Source organism: Undibacterium sp. GW821-FHT11H02 (genome assembly GCF_058808015.1).
Genome location: NZ_JBXARG010000014.1, coordinates 61740 through 87442 on the forward strand (window position 1 = coordinate 61740; position 25703 = coordinate 87442).

Consider the following 25703-nt stretch of genomic DNA (forward strand, 5'->3'; position numbering starts at 1 on the left):
GAGTTTTAGAATGAGGAAATAATGCGATGCTGACACCTTTGGTTGCTGGTAAAGTTGACAAAATTGGGGGAAATCAAATTAGCATTAGTGAGACTCTCATTCCGTCCACACCGTCCAAGCCAGTTGGAAATGCGAGTTTTGAAAGGACGGCTGCGCATGAATATGGTGATGCCGCAAGTTTATTACCTCCATCAGGTGGATTGATGGCTCAAACACAAGTTACCAATAGCTTGTAGATAAACAAATCACAAATTGATGACATTTCTAAAAATAATAAATAAGGAGAGAAATTAATGAAGTATAAAAATAGGTTCTTATTGTTAATGTTCGGCTTTATTATTTCTGTCTTAAACGCATGTGTTGATCAAGTTGCGCATGAGAAATTGAAAGTGGATTTGCAAGGAGGATTCTCCGGACAATCAATTACAATTTTCTCAAATGATCAAGTTGTTTGGAGTAAGAAAAATGTTATTTCTGACGATGTACTGGAATACGTTGATTCATTTGAAATTCTAAATAATGATAAAGATTTCTTAAAAATTAAAGTGATAGTAGATGGACATGAATTTACTAGAGACTTAATATTAAACGGTCAAAAATATATTGGAATTTCAAGAGATAAGAATGAACAATTAATTTTTAAAGTCTCTAAAGTACAATTCATATATGATTGAAAGGCCGTAAGGTGCAATCCGTAGGGCGCGAATAGCGGAGCGTATTCCGCCAAATGGAGTGGTTCAGAAGCAGCAAAAACGAAAAGCACCAACGTCATCAAACCGCCTGTCACAGTGATGTGCGTTCAGCTCAAACAAAATGAACAGGCGCGCGGTGCAAACATTGCGCCAGGCTAGTGTTAATCGTGCTCGATGTTCGCGGCTTCGGCGATCAGCAAAGCCTAGTCAGATAAAACAAGGTTCGCGCCAAAGCCGCTCACCACCGCGCCTTGCAGTGAGTCAGAAAAGAGCCACGCAAAATCAAAATCAAAAACACAGCCGTTGCGGGGGAAATCGCTGCGCGATGTTCACATAACACCCGCTATGCGAAATTGCCCCAGTCGTTACACTTGGTGTGACAAAGTCGCATAACGGGCATTATGTCTTACGCCCCGCCACGTCTGCCAAGCTATAAGTGTGCGCTTCGATGCGCAAGGATTTAGTCAGGGTTACGGCGCGTGCTCCTGCGTCGCATCCCTGTGTCCCTGTAGGGAAGGAGTATCCGCTTGCAAGCGGATACCGTTACGCAGGCGCATTGCATGCAACGCGAAACTTCTGCTGCACCCGCTATGCTTCGCCAGTAGTCAGTGCGCTGGTGCTCAATAAAAAAATCAACAGCGAAAAATCAAAAACAGTCTGCAAGAAAAGATCAAATCAGGTCCCGCAATTGAATTATGAACTCGATTAACTGAGACGCCCCCTATGGAGACATGTGTGAGACTAGCGTATGGATGCGTATGCTCATAACAAAAAAACTGGCTTTCACATCATTTGTGAAAGCCAGTCTTCTAATCGCATAAGCAATACATGAACCCTATCAATCGGTTTAAGCCATGCCTCCCACCGCGCTTACTTCACGTCCATCGCTCAGCCAGTGCTCGTTATTGGCGGCGAAATAGAGAATGTTGACTTCTAATTTGTGCTGTTTCAGTTTCTTGTCAAAGGCCGCGGCAGAATGCGGATCGCTAATCGATAGGCCAATAATCGCTTCGCCCGGCATAATTTTTTGACCTACCAATGGCAGACTCTTCCATTGCAAATGCTGATCGGGACCTAACACCGCTTCTAATGCCGTCTTCGCATCGGCCACGGTTTGCCCATCTAGCAGTATTTCTATTTTTTTTATGATGGCAAAACCGGTACCGCGATTGCGTATGATCCAGCGGAAACCATGTTCATTATTTTCTATACTCCAGACAATGATAGGGAAACCCAAGCCTTGCCGTTGCGGTATCGCATGCTGACGTTGCGGCACTTCTCTGCGTGACCGTAGGTAGAGATAGCCAAACACCATACCAAAGAAAATAATTCCTATCGCGATAATAAACGGCAAATTACCTTTGGATAGGCCAACCATGTAGGGATCGTAGAGCAGAAGCAAAGTAAAGATGATTAAAGATGGCAAGATATTCGCCGCCGCTACCACTAAGAAATAGCGTTGTACCAGCACGCGCACTTCGCAGAATTTGTAAAACAGGAAGGCGATGCTAAGCGCGACTAACAACATTGCTGTCAATGCCAGTTGCAAGAACCAGCGATTAACGCAAGCGAATTTTTCTATCGCGCTGGGGATGTGTTCTGCATCTTCAGGATAACGATAATTTTTTAAGATACATGTGGCGATGTGTTTGCTGTTGAGGCAAGAATGCTCAAGCTCGCCTATCGGTAACGCCAGATTATCGAAGGAGGGCGCCCACATGCCTACTCCGCCAAAATTATCACTGGCGTAGACGATATCATCTTCGAGTTGCTGCCAATTGCGATTATCAAAATGCAGCACTGGCAATAAACTACGCAGAAAATCAGCCCTTTCGGCACCGTGCAAACTCGACTCGTTTTCGATGTCGGCGCGTAGGCGTTTTTTTGCGTCCGTGCTAGGTTCTTCCAGTAATACCAAAATCATTTCATCTATCGCTACCACCCCCTGTTTGTGTATGTTGCCAGTATGGCTGGATTTTTTACGTAGTTTGACCAGATTGGCTAAACTCAAGGCACCTTGTTTAGTCTCTTTGGCACCGGTCAATACTTCTTGTGACACCAGAACATTAATCCAGTGATGTTCTTGCTCCAGTTCTTTGCGCAAGGCCAGATAGAATTCATTAAAGAGTAAGGCGGAGTCGGCATCTTGTGGATAGTTTTGGAAATACAGAGTAACCCCGTCACCGCGTGTAGGTTGCTTGGAGAACCCAAGGCTGGCATAGGGTTTAATGCGTGAAGCGGTATCCGTTAATGGAGTGCGTAACAAAGTGCTGATGTTAAGGATGAGTTTCTTAAATACCGCTTGTTTGTTTTCTCGTGAGTATTTACGCCAATCGCCATTCCAGTCATTTTTTTGTATTAGCCAGTCTACTTTAGAATTGTATTGATGCGCGGTACGTATGAACTGATTGTCTGCCGCGCTACCATTGCGTACATCAAAACTACGGGCACCGAGGCGTAATTCGCCGACATTATCAACCGTCAATCCATAATAAGCGATGCGATTGAGGACATGAAAATTCATGATTTGTGGCGTCCGTTTATTACTCCAATAGGGATAAAAACCATACACGATACCGGCCATATCATCTAAGGCGCAGGCACAGTCACCACCACGTACTTGTATTGTCGCGATCTCATCAGGAATCCGTTTTTTTGCGGTATTCTCAATGGCGACTGCCAGATAAGTTTGATAGATTTGTTGAACTAATTCTTTTGCTTGTTTAACGCTAAGCTCGTCGCACAAACTGATCTGTGATCTTAGTTTGGCGAGTTCATCAAAACTACTGCTCAAGTTTTCTTTTAGAAAATTGCGGCCATCAATGCCATAGGCCTGTACCGCTTCTAATTCTTTCTCCAAGAGCTCAAACTCCGCCTCACTCATGCGTAAGCTGGCGACATATAAGTTATTCGAAGGAGAGTTCAGTTTGCAAGCGCCTATGCCCATGGCAATCTTTGATATGGCGGCGCTGCGGAATAAGCTGACTTCGGGATAATTCACATCCTTAATTTCCGTTAACAACTTAACGATGATGGCGGGTATACCCGTGTTTTGAATATTTCCTTTGAGCTCATTCTTGATCGTTGCCAATGCCAGATCGGTCAGATGAATATTATCGAAAACTCGGGTGGTGTCCGCTAATAATTGCTTTTCGTCGCTGGCAAGGAAAAGGGATTCGGTATTGAGTTTTTCTTCCAGAAAAGCGTCAAACAATTCTTTAGTCTTAAAATAGATAGTACCTTGTATCCTCAATTCATCCACCACGGCGGCAGGGAACTGAGCATCCTTTTTTAGCTTGTCCAGTGCAAGTTCATTAATCAAATAGCCGTCAAAATCAGCAGCGTTTCTTTCCACAATAGGCCAGAGTTGTTTCACCAAAAAATCACGCCCGCCCAGGGCTTGTGTCGTCGCTACTTTGAGCGCTTCTAAGGAATTGAATTCTTTGTCTTTGAGTGTGGTCAGCACTTGCACAATTTGATCTTTACCACCCAAGACATCCAGATCGGCCTGATTTAAACTGTAAGTAAAATAGGCACTGTCATCCACATTGTTGCTTATACTTGCTCTGGGTGCCGTCTTACGCATGCCACGAAAGCGATTGACCAGGTCTATCAGTTCTTTATCACTCCCTTGACGGCGAATCTGAAAATCTTCTTTCTTGGTTTTGTCAGCCTGATTTTGATCCCAGGTCTCAAATTCCGGGCTCAGTAAAATATTCAACTCTGCTCTATGCTTGTCAGCAAATTGGGCAATTCTGTCGACGTTCTTCGCCAGCGCCGGCGCGTAATCAGCCTCAGTTAATACCTTAAATTGAAAGCCAAATCGTTGCAGCCATGAGAGGGTGATGGGGCCGACTATGCCATCGTTGAGCGGCTCATGCTTGAGCGCATAGTCATGTTTCCAATCGGGCAGATCACGATAGATCTGCTCCATTTGTTTTTGCATTTGCAGTACCACCGCTTTGCTCAGGCCTTTAAAATGCTCCTGCTTAATATTGCGGTTGTAGCCAACCACGGAAAACGTCTGAGCGGTGCCGGACTTTGTCGCTACTGCGGGACTCGCCGTAAGGCTCTTGATTTCTGTCTGTGCGTGCGAGGCTGTACTCTGCCATGTCAGCACGCTCAGTAGTAAGCCGAGCAGGTAAATTTTTGGTGTCAATTGTCGTAACATAGCCGCCCCCGTTGTTGTTTGACCGGAGAATTGAAGTAATCGTTTCACAGTGTTTTCCCATCTTTCATTAATTCTCTGCTGATACCTGCTAATAAGTCGTCTTGATTGATCAGATCTCGATTATTTCTGATGGCGCGTATCGCCGCATACCGTGCCACATTGAGTAGAGCGCCGCCGGCCAGCTCGTATTGTTCTGCGATTTGGCGAAAATTAATGTCGGATGCCAGCGTGCCTTCGCGGTTAAAAAGACCATGCCATAGCCTTTCTCGCTGTCTCGCATCCGGCATAGCGAAATACACCTCACTTTGAAAGCGGCGTGAAAATGCCGCATCAATATTTGCTTTCAAATTTGTCGCAAGAATCACGACCCCGGGAAAATCTTCTACCCTTTGTAAGAGATAAGATATTTCCTGATTGGCGTGGCGGTCATTCGAACTGCTGGTTTGTGTCCGTTTGCCAAATAGTGAATCGGCCTCATCAAAGAACAAAATCCAGCGTTTGTTTTCCGCCTGATCAAAAACATTGGCTAAATTCTTCTCAGTTTCACCTATGTATTTTGATACCACCATAGACAGATCAATACGATAGACATCGGCGTTGACCGCTTTACCAATTAAACTGGATGTCAATGTTTTACCGGTACCGGGAGGACCATAAAATAGGCTGCGATAACCGGGTTTCAGACTTTTTTCTAAGCCCCATTTTTGTAAAATGTCATGTGAATGGCGCAGCCAGACAACGATGTTGTCTACTTCGTTCATCACTTCGCGATTGAGCACCAGATCTTCCCATTCCAAATGGGTTTGCATCAGCTTGGCGGGGAAGTTGGTGCTAAAGTCAGGTTTATGGACTTCGCCATCACTTAAACGTTGTAGGTATTCATTGCTCATTAGCAAAGCAGCACCAAAGAAAGGTTCGCCGCTGCCTTGGTGATCGAGTTTGAGTATGCCTTGTTGATGAAAAAAATGCGGGTCTTTGAAGATGCGTGCGACTTCAAAACGCTTCACCAAATCGCTGCCAGCGAGGATGAAGGCAGCCGTTTCACAGGTCGGTAAGAAGCCGCTATGTTGTTTGCCGCGCCAGCCACCGATTTCACTATAGCCGCGCGCCAAAGCAGAATTTTGTAGAGAAAATAAATCTAAAGCTTGAGGACGCAAATGCGGCATCAAGGCCAGCATTAAAATGATGCGCTCAGAAAAATTCATTTGAAATTCACGTACCAGATTGGCATAGGGGCTATCGCTGGTTTGATAGTCTTTCAAATCGGGTGCAGGGCACAGTAATTCTAGATTTGCATTGAGCTCGTCATTCTTGAAATAGGCGTCGAAGCGCGCGTCACAAACCCGACTGAACCAGGCGATTTCTTGTTCCAGACACTGACTTAATTTCTCTATATTCATATTTTGCTTTTCTTCGCTTCGCTAAATTTTTTTACTCGCTGATTTGAAAACCACGATCTATCGCCAAGTCACATGCAATGGGTCCTGCATCCATGGAAATTTAATCATGGCAAAACTCCACGGCAATTGATCCAATAACATGTCAAAACCAGCCTGCGGAATTTTTAGTTTCCAACTGTCTTCTTCGAAGTACAAATAGCCTTGACGTCGTAAGAAAGTTTCACGCAGGCCTTGAATCGATGTGTTTCCTAATGCACTCCAGTGACTAATGACACCTTTCAGCATTTGCTCTATGACTTCTTGCTCATGTGCCGTGATTTCTATTCCCGCGACGATAGGAATGCCACCGTGAATGCCGCACAGTAATTTGTTTAAACTGAGTTGAAATTCTGGCGTCTGCGTCTCGCCAGTAACCACGTACTGTAAGAGATGTACCGCGCGTTGTGCCGCTTCATCACTGACAAAGCTGCCATTCTGGGTGAGTTCTAAGATGCCGAACAATCGTTGTGCATAAGGCGCGACGATGACCATGCCGGCGTTTAAGACATGCGATTCATGATTCAAAGAAGTACTGCTGTCGGCGTTCTTGGTTTTGCTCTGATCTGATCCGATGGCTTTATTCTTTATGCCTTCATCGGTGTTTTCTAAACTTGCATGGTCTGAATCGGCTTGTGCTTCTGGTTTGTAGGCATTTAATTTTTGCAAGCAAATCTCAGGATCGGGCAGAGTTGAAGTGCGATCTGAATCATGAGCTGAATCATGAGCTAATGCAGAAAACAATTTGATTAAAAAATCTTGATAGTGATGTGTCTGTATGCCTATAAATTCAGCGCGATAGATTGCGCGCCAGGTAGTCGGTGTGAACACCGTAGCGCTAAGTGTAAGCGACACATCAAAAACAACTTCTATCCTTTTGATGATGTCCTTGAGACTTTTTTCTAACTCTGGGCGAAGTAAACTAAATAGACGACTGAGGTCGTGCAAGCTGGCGAGTTGCAAATAGCGCTCCAGGCTGGGCTCATCTTTTAAGGTAGAAACAAAGTTAGTCCACGCTAACTTGTCCGTGGCATATAAGCGGCTTAAACTCAGCGTCAGGAATTTTTGTTCCGGTAAGGATAATTCACGGCGAGTTTGTAATAGCAGACTCAACTTGTCTAAGGCAAAGGCTTGAATAGGATAGGAATCCTTGCGGTTTTTTTCTGCTTCAATTGCTAAAGCATTTTGAGCCAAGGTATTTTGTCTCGTCGTCGATCTAGAAATGTCTTCTTGCGATGCTCGATTCGCAGCGAACAAGTTCAACAAGCTCTTATTCAAAGCGGACGCTTGGATTCTTAAGATATCGTCTGTCTGCGCTAATCCTTGTAGTTGCGCGCCATATTCATACCAGAATTTCTCTTGTGTTTCATCTGTACTGTTGCGCAAAATTGTGTTCCATAGCGATGGGTAATCGCTGGCCTTGATCCTGGCGAACTGAGTGCTGCTCGTTATTTCGGTGGAGATTGGTGCATCGCTCACATTTGCGTCTTCTGTATGGATTTCATTCGCTGTGGGTGTCATCAGATCTTCGATCAGTTCCGGCGCATGCAGGCCAATTTCTTGCAAAAACAAGTCTTGAACTTGAACTTTGGTCAAAATAGGAACAAGAGGGACGGCGCTTAGGCTGGTTGATGTCTGGTTGGCAGGCCAGATCTGACTTGATACCTCGACTTCTTGCCAATCTTGGATGTGATAGAAATTTTCTAGCAGCAAATGCCTCTGTCTTATCTCGCCCATCGCCAAAACTAATTGCGAAGACTGTAGACTTTGATCCGCATTCAAATCTTGCAAGCAAGCGCTTAGTAAATCGGGTAAATATTTAGCATTACGCTTGGCATCCACTAGCTGTACCAAGACATTTTCTAGAAAGAGACTGGGCCTTGAATCTGAGTTTGGGTTAGTGAGCAGATACGAAAATGCTGCCCTGATACTTCGCTTTTGACAATCAGCGAGCGCCATTCTTGGATTCAAATGGCGGCGACATATATCCCAAGTTTGCCATAGCGATTTCAGACAAACCGAAGCGCTATGTGATAATGCGGCGATTAAATCTAGTAATCGAGTGGTCGGATTGTTCCTGATTATTTTTTCACGTAGAGACAGATTGGTGAGGTAACGACGCTGTGCCTGAGCTAATAAGTTGAGGTGATGAGCCTGTATCTCGTCCCAGATTAAATCCAAACTTTGTAGATTCCCCTCCAATATAGCCTGCGCCAACTTGTGCGGAAGCGCGTCCCTTAGTTGCGGTGGCAGGCTAGAAACGGCCATTTTCTCTTTCTGCGCAAGCCGCGATCCTGACTCGCGAGCGCTGCTTCCATTTGGCAAACTGTTTTTTTCTTGAACCTTGACCCAAGTCGTGTTTGTTAAGTTATTCAAACAAGATTGATACAGCTCGGATGTAGGTAGAAAAGGGTGCTGCGACAATTTTTCCCAGAACGCATCATGCAAAGAAAATACATCTCTCGCGCTGTGCCGCCAACTTTGGTACACAGGATCGGGCAACGCTGACTGCAGCACACATAAGATCAGTGCAAAATTCTCAGGTTGCAATAGACCGTGCTCGTCTATGCCTGCGCTTGGCATTGACTTTGCCGCATCGTCCATTGCGTGCTCAAACGTTTGTAATGATGCTGATTGAGTATGTGCAGTTAGCCATTCTAGGGTCCATGCAGCGAAAGCCTGGTTTTGCAAATGTGATTTTAGGTGGCTAAACCACTCAATAAATTCTGTTTGAGCGAGAGTGGTTTTGTGCTCTGCGACTCGATTGTTTAGTGCCAGCTTAGACCTCAACGATACCTCGCTCGCATTTTCGTTTTCGGTGAATCTGGTAACTTGGACAGGGCCAAAAATTTCCGCCAAGTTGTGTTTCAAATTCAGGCGATAGGGTTTTTTGTTGGGCGCTGAATGTGAAGCGCTCGATAATGTGGTGATATCTTGAGTCTGCAACAAAGATGCGGCGTGAGCGCCTTCTAAACTGTGTGCGAGGGCTTGCAATTGCGGTTGACCAACTTCGGCTTCTCCATTCAAACTATGCCAAACAGTTAGCAAAAAATCGCGGCTGGCATTGCTGTAATACGCTAGTCGTTCTACTTGACTAAGTAGCCTAGGCACCTTCTCTTCAGAGCCAGTGTTGGCAAACCGTGCTTGCCATTCTATGTTTTGCAAGCGCGTAAAAATGAGTTGGTGCAGTTGTGCAGTATTCAAATAATTGAGTAAGCCAGGGTCACGCTGCAATCGGGTGAAGGTAGCAAGTGCAGCTTGGCGGTCGCTGAATGCCAAGAAAAAATGCTGAATAAAGGTACTACGCAGATCTTCAGGCCGCGTGCTCTCAAGCTGGTTTGAACGATAGTTAAACGCGAGCGAACATTCCTGGTCAATAGTGATCTTGTCATAGGAAAGCTCAGCAAATCGAGAATAAAAATCTTCATCTGCTGCCCTGCTACTAAGCGCATCCCAGTCTTGACTATGCTTATTACTTGTTGTTGACATAGGCATAGTTGCGGCTTGAGTTTTGAATAGCTCCAAATCAAGCGCCTGCTCATGAAGTAAAGCGTCGAGAACTAATTGCATAAACAATTCAGGATGCGCGCACTCTTGTGCAGCTTGCTTTATGCTGTTCAACATCAAAGCATAATTCTCAGGCGGGCTCTCTGAATCACTGTGCGTCTGTTGCAGTATCCACCAGTGCAGAAACTGTTCTAGCTCATCCACAGTGAGCCTCAATTGTGATAAGGCGACCTGAGCCTTCTGCCAGCTGCGAAAACCCTGTAACAGCGGATTGAGCAGATGCTGGCTGTCGGTGCTGTCTGTGCTGTCAGTGCTGTTTGTGCTGTTTTTGCGCCGGTGCTTGGTTTGCCCCGCAGTGCGAGTCAAGCGCGCAGACCAGATGGCGTCCAACTGCTCTGACAGGCTCAGCTCGGCATTACTCGATATTGCCCGTACGTCGTTGTAGAAGTTTCTTACGATCTGTTGCGCGGATGTTGCATCGTGTTTGTCGGAAATCAGCAGCTTGCCGCTTTCAATAAGAAAATTCTCCAAAGCCCCCTGACTCAGAGTTGAAGACGGCACACTGATATCGGATGACTGTTTTTTCAAATTTGTCTTCAAATTTTCAATGACCTGCGAATTTTCAAACGCCGACGGTGCGATACGTTTCAACAGGCTGACCGTTCCTTGCAGTTCTTGTGCAAGCTCAGGATAAAGCAAGGCGAGCAAGTCTACTTGGCCGCCAACGTTCAATTGCGTGAGCATTTGTTCTTGCTGGTGTGCTTGTAAATCTCGCCAGAATTCTGCCAACTCCCGGCTGCGTTGTCGTATTAAGTTCGATAAAGTTTTTTTGAAATCGTCAGAGTTTTCTCTGAAAAAATGATCTGAATTGGGCTCACTCTGTTGATGAGTATCGATTGTCGTGGCCATCTTCATGTCAGGCTTCATGTCCAATCGTGGCTCGCTCGCTGTAGCCAAAGAAGTTAAAAGTGGCGCTACGTTTTCAACTAAAACGCCATGTTCATTAGTGGGTGATAGCTGGTGCTCTATACCTTTAGGCAAACTGGCCACGGAATTCGCAATTTCTTGGATTAGCTTTAGTTCCTCAGTAAGTGCGGTGAACACGAGTGGTTGAGCAGAATTTGAGGCATTAGGTTTATCGACTTGCGTGTTTCCCTCTGATGTCGAAAGGCTCTCGCCTACTGGCGTTTGACCTAGTCTAAGCCCTTTGAGTTCTTGTGAATTTTCAGTCGACATGGATTGCGTCAGCAAACTCCCGGTCAATTCATGCACAGTATCACTGACCGAGGTGGTTTCGTACTCGCCTGAGACGAGTAGTTTGTCGATTTCAATATGGAATTTTTTTAAAAGATGCTCACTAGCACTTAGAGATTGAGTGTTGATGTCGGATAATTGTCTTTTCAATCGCCCATTAATCTTCGAATTTTCCAGCGGTAACAGTGAGCCATTCCGCAAGAATCTGACCGCTTGATGCAGTTCTTGAGCAAGCTCAGGATAAAGTAAGGCGAGCAAGTCCAGTTTGTCGCTAACATTTAGTTGTAGGAGTAATTGTTCTTGCTGATCTTGCTGCAGATCCCGCCAAAATTGTGCCAATTCTTGGCGGCGTTGTCGCATTAAATTCGATAAAGCCTGCCTGAAATCATGAGCATTTTTCTTGAGGAAAATGTCCGAGCTAGACTCTTGTTCATGATGAAAATCGATTTTCGTATCAAGTTTCTTATTGTCCGATGGTGGGCGCTTCTCTGTAGTTTGAGCCGCGAGAAGTGGTGCCGCATTTTCAATCAAAGTGCCAGACTCATACGTCGCCAATGGCTGGTGTTCTATAACTTCGAGCAAACTGGGCAGAGCATCAGAAATTTGTAGAACGAGTTTCAGCTCCTCAGGAAGTGCGGTGAGCATCAATGGCAGTGTGGCGTTTAAGTACTTACTTTTCTCGCTCTCCACGAGTGCCTCTGAGGTCAGGACAGCGTGGTCTATTTGAGATGGCAGTTGCTGCGTCAGCGAGCGTTCTTTTGTATCGTCAGCATTCATTGATCGTAACTGAAAGAGCTTGAGAAACTTCTCTATTATCTCTTTGGCAGATCTTGCATTGTGCTTGTCGCAGACTAGTAGTTCATCAATTGCGGTAAGGAAGCTTTGCAATCGGCGATTGTTTTCAGATGACTGCTTGCTCGCGTATTCGTCTATGCTTGAATTCTCAACAGCTAAACATGTTGCCTGCGTCAATAAGTTGATGGTCTGATGTAATCCTTGTGCAAGCTCAGGATAAAGTAAGGCGAGTAAATCCACTTTGCCATCAAAGTCTAGATGTGTCAGGTATTGCTCTTGTTGATCCCGTTGTAGCTCGAGCCAGAACTGCGCCAATTCCCGACCTCGTTCTTGCATTAAGCTCGATACTATTTCTGCGAAATTCGCGGGATTTTTGTTGAGAAAAAATTCTGAAATAGCGTCGGCTTTTCTATGAAATCCGATCGCTTCATCGATCATTTCATCGCCGGAATATGGACGGTAATCGGGTGTGCGAATTGTCGGATCCGGTGCTTCAACACCTCTATACGCCGGCGATAAGTCGCGGTTTAGCGCTACCTGTAGATCCGGATGCAGAACAGACATCAATTGGGCAGGTTTGATTGCTCCGGGAAGGGCGGCGAGCAGCAAGGGCAGCGCGAAGCTCAGTGCAAGACTTTTTTCAGTTGGAGGGAGACGGTCCAATATCGTTAAAAAATCGCTTACTTGTGCTTGAAATTGGCGTGCCAGTTTCAGTTGCTGCGCTTCACTCGCATAAGCTAACCAATGTTTCCAAAGTGTTGGACGCAAGGTGAACAAGGCAGCTAGCTTGGCCTGCAAACAATTTTCTATCGCCACATCCAGGCTGGCCTGAACAGAGCTCGCCAGATTCTGTTCATCGGCGTTTTCTGATGGGGATTGCGATGGTGTTTTTTCCTTAATCCATTGCAGCATAAAGCCCGCGTGAGCGTCCTTCGCAAGCTGTGTAGCGAGTAGCGCAATGAAGTCATGCGAGCTGATTGCATCTCGCTTAGTCGAAAATAGCTTCTGCAATAAATTGCGCAAACTAGATTCTCGTTGTGGGTGTTGTTCTATTGTTGAGATTAGATATAAATCTGCTTGCCATATTTGAAAAATAGCCGGGTAAGCGATTTGCGCTAACTCTAACAAATGACTGAGCGGCAGCTTGTGTAAGTATTCTTGCTTATGACGATAAAACAGGGTGAGTAAAGCCTCAGGTTTTTGTTTCAGCGCAGACCATGCTTTGAGTACACGATGCAGATCATTCGATGATGATAGATTTAGCGTTTCGCTATTCTTAGCTTGCAGGTCGGCTCGCCCCTCAGTGTGTTTCTGTGTATCTTGAATCTCAAATCGACTTACTAAGCGTGCTGATTTAAATAAGTCACTGACATTCAAAGCATCTGGCGTTGCTACTAATAATTGTGCCAACAAGTGATCGCGCTCGGCAGCAGCGAGATTCAATATGTCTTGCTGATGACGCGATAAAAACCAGGCGCAGTTAGTCTGTAACACGCAAGCTATTTCCAGACAGTGAACTGGTTCAAACTTGCGCAGCCACAATTGCCATGCAGATTTTCTGAGTGTGCGTATGAGCTCTGTTTGATTAAATAGTAAATGCGACCATTGCTCAGCAAGCGCATCAAAGTCAGCTATTTTTAAGGCATGAACGATGGCCTCTGGCGCGCTGGCGTTCGTGTTCTCTAGGTCCGTATTGAATCGTTTATGTCGATTTGACTTAGGTATCGAGTCTTCAATACCTAAGCGATGCTGGTCTGTTCTACTTGCAATAATTAATGTGCGTAAGGCATCGACCTCAGCATCAGACCATGCTAAGTCTTTATTTGTCGTGACTTCATAGGTTGCAGCCTGAGTATGCGCTTTGTTCAGTTGCTGCTGAAAGTTTTCTAAAACAAGATGCAAGGCCGCTCTTGTGCTAGTCGTCAGCGTGGTGTCTCTCTCTATCGCCTGACGATAGTAATTCAGCGCATGCTCAGGTGTTGGGTGTCGCTGCCTCAGCCAAGACATGATTAGCGATTGCCATGATTGGGCGTGCTGGATCGCTAATAGTACATGCTTCCAAAATTGTTCTTGTCGTTGGCTTTTTGAGCTCAGCTCAATGGCAGCTGGCGAGGTAGAAACCGCCGATGAATTCGACAGGCTTAGGAGTTCTAGACTGAGCCAGTCTAGTATCAGTTCTTGTTCTCGAATCGGCCAGTTTTGTAATTGGCCTTTGATAATTTGAAATAGTTCAGGTGTATCAAATTGACGAACTAAACGAGTTAATTGCAGATCATTTTGCGTTATTTGAGACAGGCTCTCTTCGAATCTCGTGTTAGCCTTAATTGAAGTTGTTGGCGGCCTAAATAGTTGATTCAATACCTGATTTAATAAGTGTTTGTGGGCATGCTTCCCATGCTGTTCAAGGCGCCAGCTTAATTGCCCTGTGCGCAGAAAATCGAGTAACTGAGTCTTTTGAGCGAGCGCCTTTTGTGCTTCTAAGCTGGTTTCGTTTTTTTCTGCGAGTTCAAACCTCAATGCATTGAGAAGCTGGCTGTGTAAGCGGCGCTGCAACTCAGTCGCCGATTCCGCTTGGCTCACGGTGCCGAGATCAATCTCCAGTTTTTCTATGCGTTTGATTCGTTTTACTTTAGTCGAACCCAGCTCTGTTTGTTCATCGACCTGTTGCATAAGCTGATCAATGATAGGTAGCAGATTTTCTTGTATCCATACGGGCAAAGCCTGTTCGTCGGCGGGTGTCGCGACAAAGTTGACGTCGAATGTCAGTTGATGGATGCGGTTCATGATCTTCATGCTGTTCATATCCAGTAATGAAGTTCATGTTGAGGTCGGTTCTTTTTTAAGAACGCGACCAGTTGTTGGGCACTTTCATCTAAAGTCTTCTGCTCCCCAGAAAAACCTGTCAGGCTGCTGGCACGCAGGTGCCCTAACCATTGCAGATAGCGCATTTCGAATTGCGCAAAAAAGGCAAAATCTAACCAGTAGAACTCGGGCAACACATGCGCTGGCAGGTTTTGTGCGATGAGATTTTCTATCCAGCGGCGGCACTTTTTATCTGCGAAACGAGCGGTGAATCCAGGCAAAATAATACTGATGCGATGGGCATAGAATTCCTCCGCTTCTTTGTCTTCAGAGTTAGTCACTCTCGGGCGCAGCAACACATGTTCGAGGATATGAAAGCCTTCGCAAAGCTGATTGATAGCCACTATTTTTTCTTGCATGGCTACTGCGTAAGAACTCAATTCTGCGATAGGCAATAGGCAAACCGGCAGTACTTCTTCATGTTCATTGATGAGGCACAACCAGGCATGATGTTCACCCTCTGGATAGTAATGATAATTTTCAAAAAAGACGCCGCTGCGTAGCACGCTATCGCTTAGCATGCCATGCGGTAGTTCAAAGTCGGCTTTTTCGGTGCGCGCGCCTTCTCCATTGCTATGGTTTCTGGGAACGGCAATTGTTTGCTCGACTTTCAAGCTCGCTGGAAAGTTAATTTGCTTGGTGAGTTTTTCTTTATAGCGCGAATGGCTCAGGTATTGCACGGCGTCTTGCAAACTCTGACTGATATGGCCAGCATTATTATTCGGATCATTACTATGCTGATAATTGCCAATCAAAATAGTCAGTCGCCGTTGAAGGGCAGCGCAGTTACTACCATCACGGTATTCGCGCATCAGATTGATAGCTTGTCCACGTTGACTACTGAGTTCGCAAAGATGCTGTAATAAGTGGATCTTGCAAGTGATGATGTGTTGCTCAACATTGCTGCGATGATAGTAAGCATAACGACGCAAGTCCTCTTCAGGAAACTGTTCGCCATAAATTGCCAGCAAGGTATCGAGCACACGATTTCTTCTGTCATGAAAATTATCCTGCTCACGCAAAATCTGATCGACCTGCTGGCTATTCGCCTGTTTGGTATACAAGCGTTCTATATCGGGAATTTCGGTGTTGCCTAAGAACTGTGCAAAATAGCTACGCTGCAAATTTTCATCGAGGGAGTACACCTGACGAACGTGTTGTAGTGATGCCAGATAGTTCGCCATGATTTGTTCAAACGGATACAAGTAGGCTTTCAACTGGCGTGCCCGTGCGTGTGTCTCTGCCGGTTCTGATTTTGGTACACCATAGCGATTGATGCCGTAGATGGCAGGAGTATCCTCTCCTAGCGAGGTGTACTCGGAAAACTGTCTGGCCTGACCTAGTGGCAGCGGTACGACTTTGTCGAGATGAACGAGATTGCGGCGAAATGCTTCGTGCTCAAATTCATACTTCTTCAGATAGAGACTGACTTGCTCTGCAAATGCATCAATCTCACGTGTGCTTTGGCGTGGCGCGAGCTTTGTGCTTGGTGCCTCATTTGCTTCTAAAGCCGCACTTCGACCATGTACTAAACGTAGTGCCCGTATTTTTTGATGATCTTTAGGAAAATGTAGTACCGGACAAGTCGTGTCATGATGTGTGAAACGTAAATGCTCTCTGCCATGGCCTTGCTCATCAAGCAAATAGAGCGATTTAACGTTTTTTACTCCAGGAATATGGCGCACTAGCGTGATCAGTTTGATCGCTTCAATATCGTAATTGTCTTGTGAAAAATAGCTGCCGTCTATGTACCCGTGTTCGGTAAGCGGGCCATCAAAGATTTGTTCCCAAGACATACCTTGTTGGAGCGCTTCTTCAAAGCGCGTAATGCGGCTACCACAAGAGATCAATTTGGCACATTGAAAATAAATGTCGGCGTAGATTTCACTGCGCAGGCGGCTGTCATCAATTTCAATTTCACCAGCCAGGCTGTAGGCTTGTGGAATTACAATTTGTACTTGTGCCACATCTCGACACAGATTTCGATGTTGCGCTAGCAGACCGAGCACATCTAATCTTAGTTGCTCCCGGTTGGCATCTTCATCGCTTTCATTATGTGCAAACAGGGATTCATGCGGTTTGATAAAAACCGAAAATAAACCGGCAATCTGGTCGTCGGTTTTGCCTTGAGTAATCCATACGTCATCGACCGCTGGCAAACTGTCATAGATTAATTTGCAGAAATCCAGATCAGTTAAAGCTTGATTCGGGAAGATATCCTGAGGGGCGAATAGGGCTTGTTCCTTATACCGGATTTGACCTTCTTCATCGGTCAGGAAATCGGCAACACTAAATTCTGTGCGATACAGTAAATCCGTTAAGCCATAGCACAGCAATTCTAATAGCGTCACACCAGGGTCGTGTAAATTGTAATCGGTCCATTTTCCTTTTGATAAATCTTGCAGCAAAGCGATGCCTTGCCTTCTGAGCCCCTCGAAGTCGAGTTGCTCAGGATCGGCTTGGCGTCGCATGATGTGATGTTGACTAATCACCCGCTGTGGCTTTCTGTAATTGTTGATGCATGCTGTGCAGCAGGCGATTGACGCGGTTGTATGGCATTTCGCCCAAGACCTCTAAAATCAAACGTAATTGCTGCGCATTCAAAATAAAATTGCCTAAATCATGTTCCTCTGCCGCAGCCGGGAATATCTGCGCAGCCTGGGAATTTAATGCCCCTATCAGTTCAAATACTTGCTTGAACGGACGTTCGGCCAAAGCTTCCAGTATCAAATTTCCCTGTGCCAGGCTGAGTTGTAAATGGATATCTCGTGTGCTCATGGCTTTATTTTTTTACCTTGCCTTTGGCATCATATTGTGGCGATGGTTGGCGCAAAGGCTTTTGATCGCTCTCTAACATCAGGGTATCCAGCCATAATTGATTCATGTGGTATTTGATCCAGACATCTTCGCCGTAGCCGCAGCCAACTCGCATCTGTAATTTAAATTCGAAAGGCTTATCGCTATCTTCCGCGATCCAACGTAATTCGATACGGCTACATTTATTGCCAAAATGACTTTGGTGATAGGTGATACTGCTATTCGCATTAAAGGTGTTCATGGCAAAGGCATGCATTAAGGCGTAACGCCCTTCGCTGTCCTTCGCACCCACACCCGCGACGATTTCCCAAGCCTGGCAGCCGGTCATATTTTCTGTGATGTCGTACCAATTGCCATCGGCAGGCGCTGCGAGATCGCCACTACGGCCCACTCTGCCATACGATGCAATGCAGCCAGCGACATCGAGTTCATGTTGTGGCTGGCTTTGAAGAATACCGACTGCGGCACGACGGATGTCATTGATATCGGTGACGCTGGAAAGCGTTAGCAAAGATCGATTTTGTGCATCTTGAATACTGAGATTGTCACCGGATTTTTCTAAGCCAAAAGACCACAAAGCATTGCCTATGTTGATATCTTTGTAGAAGCTCATCAATTTTCCATCGCGTAGCTGGGCGACCTTGAAGCCATCTTCCGGTGTCTTATCAAAGCCTTCATCCAGCATATTCAACATGGATTCGATCACATCCGAAAAATCTTCCTCGGTTGGCATTTTGCCTTGCTGGAACTGCTTTTTGAGCATGTCACGCGTTCTTGTGGTCATGTTTCTGTCCTCGGTGTTTTTGCAGGAATAATAAATGTGGAGCCAATTTTTAGTTCATTGATGCCGACCGCTTTCGCGTCTTGATGTTGATATTGATCGACCAATACTATCCAATGTTCATTCATCGGTACCGCCACGCTCCAGGGATATGCGGGGATCAAATCTTTATCGCTACGCTGTAACTTGGCATTGTCCTTGAGGTGATATAGCAGGTCACGGGCGTCACCAATTGGAGAGATTTGCAACATCGATACTGCGGTGACTTCATCGACGTAGTCGAGGTCGTGTAAGAAGGAAATAATATTGTGCTGCTGTAGTGTCCAGCCAAAGTGTTGATGCTGACCTTGTGGGTTCCATGGAGACAGAAAGGCACACAATGCCTGGTTAATTTGTTCTATGTAACGACCGCTGTGTCGATTACCATTCAAATGCGTTTTGAGCTTGATCGTGCAGCGAACTTGTACTTCTTCGTAGACAGGATTTTCAACACTAATAGTGACATCCGAGGCGCTAAAGTCACGGATAAATTCCTGAATCTCATGAATCAGATGACCGCTCAAGCTGGGCTTTTGATTGGCATGTCCACCTTGATGTAAATGCGGTAAAACCACAATCAAAATATGACCAGCGCGAATTCTTTGTGCAGGATCTTGTTCTGAGCGCAAATTCGCAAAGCATTTCACTTTGTGCACCTGAGGGAAATTTTCTAAGATCAATAATTCATAATCGGCCGCTGTGACGGCACGGTTTTTATGGCGTAATCGTTCACTGGCACGAGTCCGGAATTGGTGAGCATTTTCTTTTTCTTTGCCATTAAAGCCGGGGCGGATTTGCAATACGCTGTCGATACCCGCAATTTGCTTGCGGCTCCGTTTGATACTAAATGCCGGCAGATTAGGGGTGGTTTTTTTTCCGTGTTGATTTGAGTAACTGAGGCGAATTGCCTGAGCGTAGATGGAGTACAAACTACAAAATCGTTCAAGACCGGCATCGGCGCTGACTCTGAACCAAAATTTTCCTGGTGGCAGTATGCTATTGTTTTGATCAATCTGTTCCGGCACTTGCAGTTGTACGATCCCGCTGGTCATAAAACCATGAGTCGAATCATCTAAAATTTGTGACTGGCTAAACGGATGCCAGCGATTCTCTGCCAGGTAACACCAGCTCAAGCCGGTTTTCTTGATCTTGGTCATAGGCAGTGAATCTTCACGCAGATAAAAATATAGTGATAGCGTGTCTTGCAGATATTTGGCTTCTACTCCTATGTATAAATTGCCTGCTGCCGAATAATAAGGAATCAGAGCAGGTTGTTTGGAGTGATCGGCAGAAATAGTTTCCCAGCCCATAGGATGCAAATGCAGGAACTGGTTATTGATGAGCCGCTCCTTACCTTCATAGTGCTGTTCAAAACTGAGTGTGGTCTGCGCCGAATAATTGAGTACCATGCGGCTGATTTGCGGTGTGTAGGGCGGATTTGGCAGCGCCTGACTCAGTGCTAGTTTTTTCTTCTGCGCATTTTGGGTCAAAATTCTGGATAATAATTGTGGATATTCCTGATGCCCAAAAGCGGCCTCGGGTCCTTCCAGGCTGATTTTGAACAGACCATTCATGGTCGCAGACGTGTAGCTAAAACGACTGGTAGGCGCATTAGTTGGTGACGGCAAACTAGGTTTATAGAAGGCTAATACCGATTTCAGACTTAAGCGATTTTCTGGATTGACTTGATTGCTGAGACTACCGTCGGTTCTGGTTGCATATTCAAACAGCGAGCTATTCGCGCTCGCTTTGACCCATTTGCCGTCGGCTAAAGTCGACACTTTGACTTCTACTGCATCAGGTTTTAAAGGTACTTCATAAGCACGATAATGCGCAACAAACCCACCGAGTTTGGCGGGCAGCCCGGTCCATTCTATGTCGAGTGACACATCGGTTAAGTGCTTACCTAAAATCTCCTGACAGCCAACCACCAGATAGGAACCTAGTGCGGGTATAGGGCCAAATGGTAGGAAGGGAGCTAATGCGCTTAATTGCCCAATTTGATTGTGCAAAAGTAACTGGCGACAAGCCTGGACTTTAACTTCTATCGTGATGTCTTCGATCAGCCATCGGGTGAGTAAATCATAGGGGTAGGCATATTCATTCTGCGTCATGTCGAAACGCAGTAGGGGCAGGCAGGTCGGATAGGCGTCACCGTGTACCTTGGCTTGATATGCAGTAATTGCGGGGGCGCTGGCTGGCAAGGTAAAGCTGATCGCTAAGCAATTTTCGGACAAATCGGCATTCAGGCCGCGATATTCTGGCCTGTACTCAGACACCTTGTGCCACCCCTCTTTCGTCGTGAGCGAGATCGTGAACATACTACGCAATAATTTGACGAAGACATCACTTAAGCGCAGATTGCTTTGAGGGCGGTTTTGGTGTGCTTTGTCGATGATACGTTTCAATATCGCTTCTATGCTGCTTTGCTCGTTCTTTTTAAATTGAAATAGCAGCCGGACTGTGCGATCACCTTCGTTCATCAGCAGAGTGTCGCTGGCTATCATAAATCCAAAACCAGACGGGGCTACACCGGCTAAGTGCTCACCGGGTTTGGGCGCACCAAATAAAGGCCAGGGAGGCAATTTAGTGTGATCGAGTTCACTGGCATCGCTCGCAGGTAACGTGATGGTCTTGTGATAGCTCGATTGCGTTAGTAAGACTTTGTCATGACGTGGCTTACGGTCAAAATAGACCGTACTGATCGCGGTAACTTTGGCGTCATTGAGCTGTGTTGTTTCGTCTGCGGTATAGATAATTTCATTTTGTTCTGCATCGAGTCCTGCGACAAACTCCGTAGCTTTTTCTATCAAAATCTGGCGTGCGCTGGCGCTGGGCCGTATCAGCAAGAAACTGTTGTCCGGCGTTTGTTCTTGTGCCCGCATGCCGAGTACGTCTTGGTAGTAGAAGTCGATATGCTTGTCACCGAAGCGATTCAGGCGCAATTGCAATTGTTCAAACAGACGGATAAATCCTATTAATAGGCTGGCAGCCGGATCATGATCGCCACTCAGTAGCGATGCTGGCATCAGCGCTTTAATGCCATTTTGTAAGATACGTATCGCTTGATTGAGGGTATGAAAATTATGTTGTATCTCGCTGATGGAGGGCGCTTTTTCCGACACTTTCTCCGTACCGTTATGGGCGCGAATTTCTGGCAACGGCCAGTCGACCAGTTCTTGAAATCGCAGGCTCATCAGGTTTTTTGTGTGCGGCATCAAGACTCTTGGCGTACTGTCGCATAAGGTTTTGATTTCCCATTTCAGGCCGCGCAATATGCCTTCTAGCAGCTTTCTGACTTCGTGTGCGATGTCGCTTTGTATCGTACTGATACTGTTTAGCCATTGATTCAGAGCGCGCACAATTAATAGCGGTGAGTTGAGTGGCTCCCGGTAGCTGGCGTGGACGGTGGCAACGATGTCTTCACGGAACCAGTTACGGTATTGCGGGTGCTGCGCTAACCTTTGTTCAAATTGTTGTCCAAGTTGGTCGGATTTCACTGCGAGTATGCTCGCCATCAGTATGGTTTCATCGGCATTGAAAAATTGTTGCCAATCACCGTCCACATGTAAGTCCAACTTATAAAAATGCACCATGCGCGCATATTCATTGGCTATCGCCAGTACCTGCTCAAAACGCATCTCGTACAGGCGAAAGTAGTCCCCACTTAATGCCGGTAGTAGACGCTGGGCCTGACTGCGCCCATCGCTGACGTTTAAGCGATGTTTCATACCGCCACCTGATAATTACAATTGCACATCGGTACCTTCGCGTAAGTAGAAGGGGTACACGATATTGTGTCGGGTATTAGTGCTGATGACGCGGTACTCAATCAGGAATACGAGTTTGCCGTCGTAGGCGGCGGAAGTGTCGGTTTGTATGCCTTCGACAATCACGCGCGGTTCATAAAAAAGTATGGCGCGTTGCATCAAATCTTTGAGGACGGTCAGGGTACTTTCATTGATATTTTCGTAAACCTGACTCTTTATGCCGCAGCCAAAACTCGCCTGCATGACGCGCTCACCCGGGTTGGTTCCCAATAATATCAACAGGCTCTGACGTATATCTTCTTCGGCACTGACCAAATGGACATTGCCGCGTTTTGAAAACGTGGGTGGGAAACTCCAGCCTGTACCAAGAAATGCGTTATCTTTATCCACAGTGTTTATCTACCTGATTGAATGATACTTTTATCGACAAAGCTAACCACCGATGATGACCGTAGGAAAACCTAAAACAATACTCCCGCCATGCGCCGTGGTATCGCCTATGCGTGCCGCCGGACGTCCACTAATCAAAACTGTCGCACTACCTTTGACTATCGTATCGGGTGGTCCAACGCAGACGCACATATCACCCAGCACCGCGGCCGGTAAGCTGCCGATTAACACATTCGGCACGCAAGGGCCGGAAATCGGACCACCGACATGCGGTATTGGTGGCAGACCTGGTGTCACCATGGGGCAGACGTGCATATCAGTAATTCGTGAGGCTGGAGGCATGTTTCTTGTCGCTTTCTTCGTATTCTTTTTCGGTGTGCTTCGTCACTAATTAATCATCACCAAGGCACCTTTGACCGTAGTTTGTCCTGCGGCGGATAGTTCTGCGCTGGCAGTACCTTTTGCGGTGAGGCTGAGATTGGCGGTGCTGGTGATATTGAGACCGGTCGTAGTGACATCCATTTGTGCTGCCATTTCTATATTTTGTACTGCCGACAGCGATATTTTGCCTAAAGCTTTGATGGTGATGTCCTTGGGACTATCTAATAAAATACCGGTTGGGCTTAGTTCGACTTTATTGTTATTTTGGTCTTGCAAGAGTATCGATTTGTCTTGATCGCTGATGACGATTTTATTGTTTGCTGGTGTGATGAAGGTGATGACCTTACTGCCGTCATCAAATTCCATTTTCAACTTACTACGCGTGACCAGCGCTTTGAAATTATTTTCTGCTGTCAATTCGTAAGGGGGCACATGTTTGCTGCTATACAAGCTGCCCAAAATCACAGGACAGGATGGATCATTATTAAAAAAACCTAGCACCACCTCATCGCCAATTTCTGGAATGATGAAAGCCCCGAAACCGGACGACCCATAAAAGCTGGCAAAACGAGCCCAGACGCCGGGCGTGCTGGCGTTCATTAAAGGCAGAGAGACTTGAATTTTGTATTGGCCTTCTGGATCGGCATCTAGCTTCATGACTATGCCTACATGCAAGCCACAAATGCCAGCCGTCCATCCTGCTGCCTCCGGCGCTTGTACCTGATGCTCTTCAGTGAACCAATAAGTTGGCATGCCGAATTCCACTTCGGTAATCCAGTTACCGTCGTTCAGACGATGGAACACATTGCTAGCGATGACATTGCCGTTGAAATGGGTACCCACGCCTTTTAATTCCAGCACGACGCCGGGTTTTGCTAGCGCACTACCTTGAAATTGCATATGACCGCGAATGCGGGATAGCGCTGCTTTGGTCTGCTGTGCTTTGCTCCAGGCAGTCAGTGTGGCGCTTTCTAACGGGGCCGCGGTTTGCAATCCGAAGTCGCCAGCACCCAAGACTTTCGCTAAAGTTTTGGAATCGAGATCACCTTGTCCGGTCAAGCTGGCTGGCTGCGCGGTTTGTTGCACGATCGCTAGCTGCGCTAAATCCCAGCTGGTGCTAGTCACTGAACTCAGTTGCGTGCGCGAATCGAGTTCCGCCTGGAAATCCAATAAATCCATACCGTAAGTCAAGGTCAGCACAGGACTGGCGCTGGCCAGCGGTGCTTTGACGTTGACCGTACCTGCATCGACAGTAACCAGAAAACCATTCACTTCAGCTCGCGCCATCATGTAGTCCCAGTCGGTGGAATAGTACTGCACCAACTCTTTATAGCTGACGCTAGTGCTGTCCACACTTGCTGTTAAACCGCTGTGATTGCTGATCAGGCTGGAGATGATTTGATTATCAGTTTTGTTGACGAAGTTGGCATTTTTTCTGCCTATGGTCATGGCGAGTGCCTTATCGCGACATTCAATGATCAGGCGTGCATAGTTGTCGCCATTAATCTTGACCGAGTGTTTAATGACGATGCCGGTGAAGATAACTTTGGTCACGTTATCATAGCCAGCGCTGATCACGACCTCGACGCCAGGTTTGAAATTGCCCGCATCCGCAACTGGAAACGTCCCATTCGGCATATCGCCATCTATCACGGTGATGATGGCGCTTGGAACGCGATTCGTGCTGTGATCGGTTTCAATCGAGACAAGCTGGACAATATCTGGCATAGGCGCACCATCGCAAGTGATAGTGAAACTGAGTACGCCGGTGCTATCAGTAAGTGGGGAGTTGGCCATCGTGCATCTTTTCTTGTCTAAGACTACTTATATTCAAAATCATGGATGTCAATTATGCTAACTATGCCAACGGTGGAAAACGCAGATTGGTGCCAGGGCGTAATTGACGAAAAGAACTCAGACCATTGATTCTCGCTACCTCCGTACAATAAGCACTGTCGCGATAAATTCTTTCGCACAAGAGAGGCAAGGTGTCGCCTGCTTTCACGACGACCAGATGGGTTAAATCAGGTGAGCTACGCGCCTCTTCTTTGACGATCTCGGCGGCACTGGTGTATTCGACAAACTGCAAAGATATCCTGGCTCGCAGCGGTTCACCGTTGGGTTTAAATAAGGTGTAATCAAACTTCAAACCTTCGGCACGACCGTAGAAAATCAGGCTGCCCCAAACGACTTGCACGATCGGTGCTTCATGCTTGGTACCGACATAGGTGTAGACGGTATTGCGTAATGACTCGACTTGCTCTTTTACGGTTTTTTTTGTACCGGGTACGACCCCTGTACCGTCTAAGACTAGTTCTTTGAGGCTCAGTTTCTCAGGTTGACTGGCGTGAAATTTTGCTTCATTACCTGCTTGACCTAAAGCCTGATTTTTAGCGTATTTAATCGAGAAATCATGTCCATAACCAGCCGGATTAATCAGCGCTTCAAAAACTGGGCGTGAGCTATCAACGCTGATGCTGCCGTTTTTTGCGACGCTGCAGCCTGAGATTTTTAATAGTGTTTTTTGACCAGACACGATTAACGCTCCCGGCGTTCACGTAGTAAATTCTGTAGCAATTTGCGGCATTCAGACAGAATTTCTTCTTTCATCACTTGCTTATCGAATTCCGCTTCATCTTCTCTATCGACAGGTCGATTGATGATCGTCGTTTTGATAATCAATTCTTTAATTTCGATAGCCATGATATGCAGCACTTCTCTAAGTGAATGAAAAAATCGGGTTGACTTAGTACGGCGAGCTTACTTAGTTTGTCATTATTCAGTCGCCATAAAAAAGATCAAAACCCT

General features: G+C 46.2%; 14 protein-coding genes. 2 read left to right on the plus strand and 12 right to left on the minus strand.

The window, feature by feature from the left end; genetic code table 11:
• The first annotated feature begins 26 nt into the window (after positions 1–26).
• Positions 27–236: a hypothetical protein gene (locus AC1RR2_RS14550; RefSeq protein WP_493222987.1), complete on the plus strand. Its 210-nt coding sequence runs from the start codon at positions 27–29 to the stop codon at positions 234–236.
• Between the two features lie 57 nt (positions 237–293).
• Positions 294–674: a hypothetical protein gene (locus AC1RR2_RS14555; protein ID WP_493222988.1), complete on the plus strand. Its 381-nt coding sequence runs from the start codon at positions 294–296 to the stop codon at positions 672–674.
• Positions 675–1539: 865 nt separating this feature from the next.
• Here AC1RR2_RS14555 and AC1RR2_RS14560 read toward each other — a convergent pair.
• From AC1RR2_RS14560 to AC1RR2_RS14615, 12 genes are all read right to left on the minus strand, one after another.
• Positions 1540–4911 carry a hypothetical protein gene (locus tag AC1RR2_RS14560; protein ID WP_493222989.1) on the minus strand — a complete coding sequence of 1124 codons (3372 nt, stop codon included), beginning with the start codon at positions 4909–4911 and terminating at the stop codon, positions 1540–1542.
• On the minus strand, positions 4908–6263 hold the full coding sequence (locus AC1RR2_RS14565) for an ATP-binding protein (protein ID WP_493222990.1): 1356 nt from the start codon (positions 6261–6263) through the stop codon (positions 4908–4910). The genes AC1RR2_RS14560 and AC1RR2_RS14565 overlap by 4 nt, the downstream gene beginning before the upstream one ends.
• Positions 6264–6320: 57 nt before the next feature.
• Positions 6321–14648 carry a contractile injection system tape measure protein gene (locus AC1RR2_RS14570; protein ID WP_493222991.1) on the minus strand — a complete coding sequence of 2776 codons (8328 nt, stop codon included), beginning with the start codon at positions 14646–14648 and terminating at the stop codon, positions 6321–6323.
• A 5-nt stretch (positions 14649–14653) separates the two neighbouring features.
• On the minus strand, positions 14654–17188 hold the full coding sequence (locus AC1RR2_RS14575) for a baseplate wedge protein (RefSeq protein ID WP_493222992.1): 2535 nt from the start codon (positions 17186–17188) through the stop codon (positions 14654–14656).
• Between the two features lie 13 nt (positions 17189–17201).
• Positions 17202–17495 (minus strand): hypothetical protein, encoded by a 294-nt coding sequence (locus tag AC1RR2_RS14580; RefSeq protein WP_493222993.1) that lies wholly within the window; start codon positions 17493–17495, stop codon positions 17202–17204.
• A 4-nt stretch (positions 17496–17499) separates the two neighbouring features.
• Positions 17500–18318 carry a hypothetical protein gene (locus tag AC1RR2_RS14585; RefSeq protein ID WP_493222994.1) on the minus strand — a complete coding sequence of 273 codons (819 nt, stop codon included), beginning with the start codon at positions 18316–18318 and terminating at the stop codon, positions 17500–17502.
• Complete coding sequence (locus AC1RR2_RS14590; protein WP_493222995.1) at positions 18315–22085, minus strand: baseplate J/gp47 family protein; 3771 nt, start codon at positions 22083–22085, stop codon at positions 18315–18317. The genes AC1RR2_RS14585 and AC1RR2_RS14590 overlap by 4 nt, the downstream gene beginning before the upstream one ends.
• A 15-nt stretch (positions 22086–22100) precedes the next feature.
• Complete coding sequence (locus tag AC1RR2_RS14595) at positions 22101–22514, minus strand: GPW/gp25 family protein (RefSeq protein ID WP_493222996.1); 414 nt, start codon at positions 22512–22514, stop codon at positions 22101–22103.
• A 42-nt stretch (positions 22515–22556) separates the two neighbouring features.
• Complete coding sequence (locus AC1RR2_RS14600) at positions 22557–22856, minus strand: PAAR domain-containing protein (RefSeq protein WP_493222997.1); 300 nt, start codon at positions 22854–22856, stop codon at positions 22557–22559.
• Between the two features lie 45 nt (positions 22857–22901).
• On the minus strand, positions 22902–24692 hold the full coding sequence (gene vgrG, locus AC1RR2_RS14605) for a type VI secretion system tip protein VgrG (protein WP_493222998.1): 1791 nt from the start codon (positions 24690–24692) through the stop codon (positions 22902–22904).
• Positions 24693–24753: 61 nt separating this feature from the next.
• Positions 24754–25431 carry a CIS tube protein gene (locus AC1RR2_RS14610; RefSeq protein ID WP_493222999.1) on the minus strand — a complete coding sequence of 226 codons (678 nt, stop codon included), beginning with the start codon at positions 25429–25431 and terminating at the stop codon, positions 24754–24756.
• 2 nt (positions 25432–25433) lie between these two features.
• Positions 25434–25598, minus strand: coding sequence for a DUF5908 family protein (locus tag AC1RR2_RS14615; protein ID WP_493223000.1), 165 nt, complete (start codon positions 25596–25598; stop codon positions 25434–25436).
• Between the last annotated feature and the right edge of the window lie 105 nt (positions 25599–25703).

Excerpts from the sequence above, each read along its gene's own strand:
- AC1RR2_RS14550 (WP_493222987.1), top strand. The coding sequence starts at position 27 with ATGCTGACACCTTTGGTTGCTGGTAAAGTTGACAAAATTGGGGGAAAT.
- AC1RR2_RS14555 (WP_493222988.1), top strand. The coding sequence starts at position 294 with ATGAAGTATAAAAATAGGTTCTTATTGTTAATGTTCGGCTTTATTATT.
- AC1RR2_RS14565 (WP_493222990.1), bottom strand. The coding sequence starts at position 6,263 with ATGAATATAGAGAAATTAAGTCAGTGTCTGGAACAAGAAATCGCCTGG.
- AC1RR2_RS14570 (WP_493222991.1), bottom strand. The coding sequence starts at position 14,648 with ATGAAGATCATGAACCGCATCCATCAACTGACATTCGACGTCAACTTT.
- AC1RR2_RS14575 (WP_493222992.1), bottom strand. The coding sequence starts at position 17,188 with ATGCGACGCCAAGCCGATCCTGAGCAACTCGACTTCGAGGGGCTCAGA.
- AC1RR2_RS14580 (WP_493222993.1), bottom strand. The coding sequence starts at position 17,495 with ATGAGCACACGAGATATCCATTTACAACTCAGCCTGGCACAGGGAAAT.
- AC1RR2_RS14585 (WP_493222994.1), bottom strand. The coding sequence starts at position 18,318 with ATGACCACAAGAACGCGTGACATGCTCAAAAAGCAGTTCCAGCAAGGC.
- AC1RR2_RS14590 (WP_493222995.1), bottom strand. The coding sequence starts at position 22,085 with ATGAAACATCGCTTAAACGTCAGCGATGGGCGCAGTCAGGCCCAGCGT.
- AC1RR2_RS14600 (WP_493222997.1), bottom strand. The coding sequence starts at position 22,856 with ATGCCTCCAGCCTCACGAATTACTGATATGCACGTCTGCCCCATGGTG.
- vgrG (WP_493222998.1), bottom strand. The coding sequence starts at position 24,692 with ATGGCCAACTCCCCACTTACTGATAGCACCGGCGTACTCAGTTTCACT.
- AC1RR2_RS14615 (WP_493223000.1), bottom strand. The coding sequence starts at position 25,598 with ATGGCTATCGAAATTAAAGAATTGATTATCAAAACGACGATCATCAAT.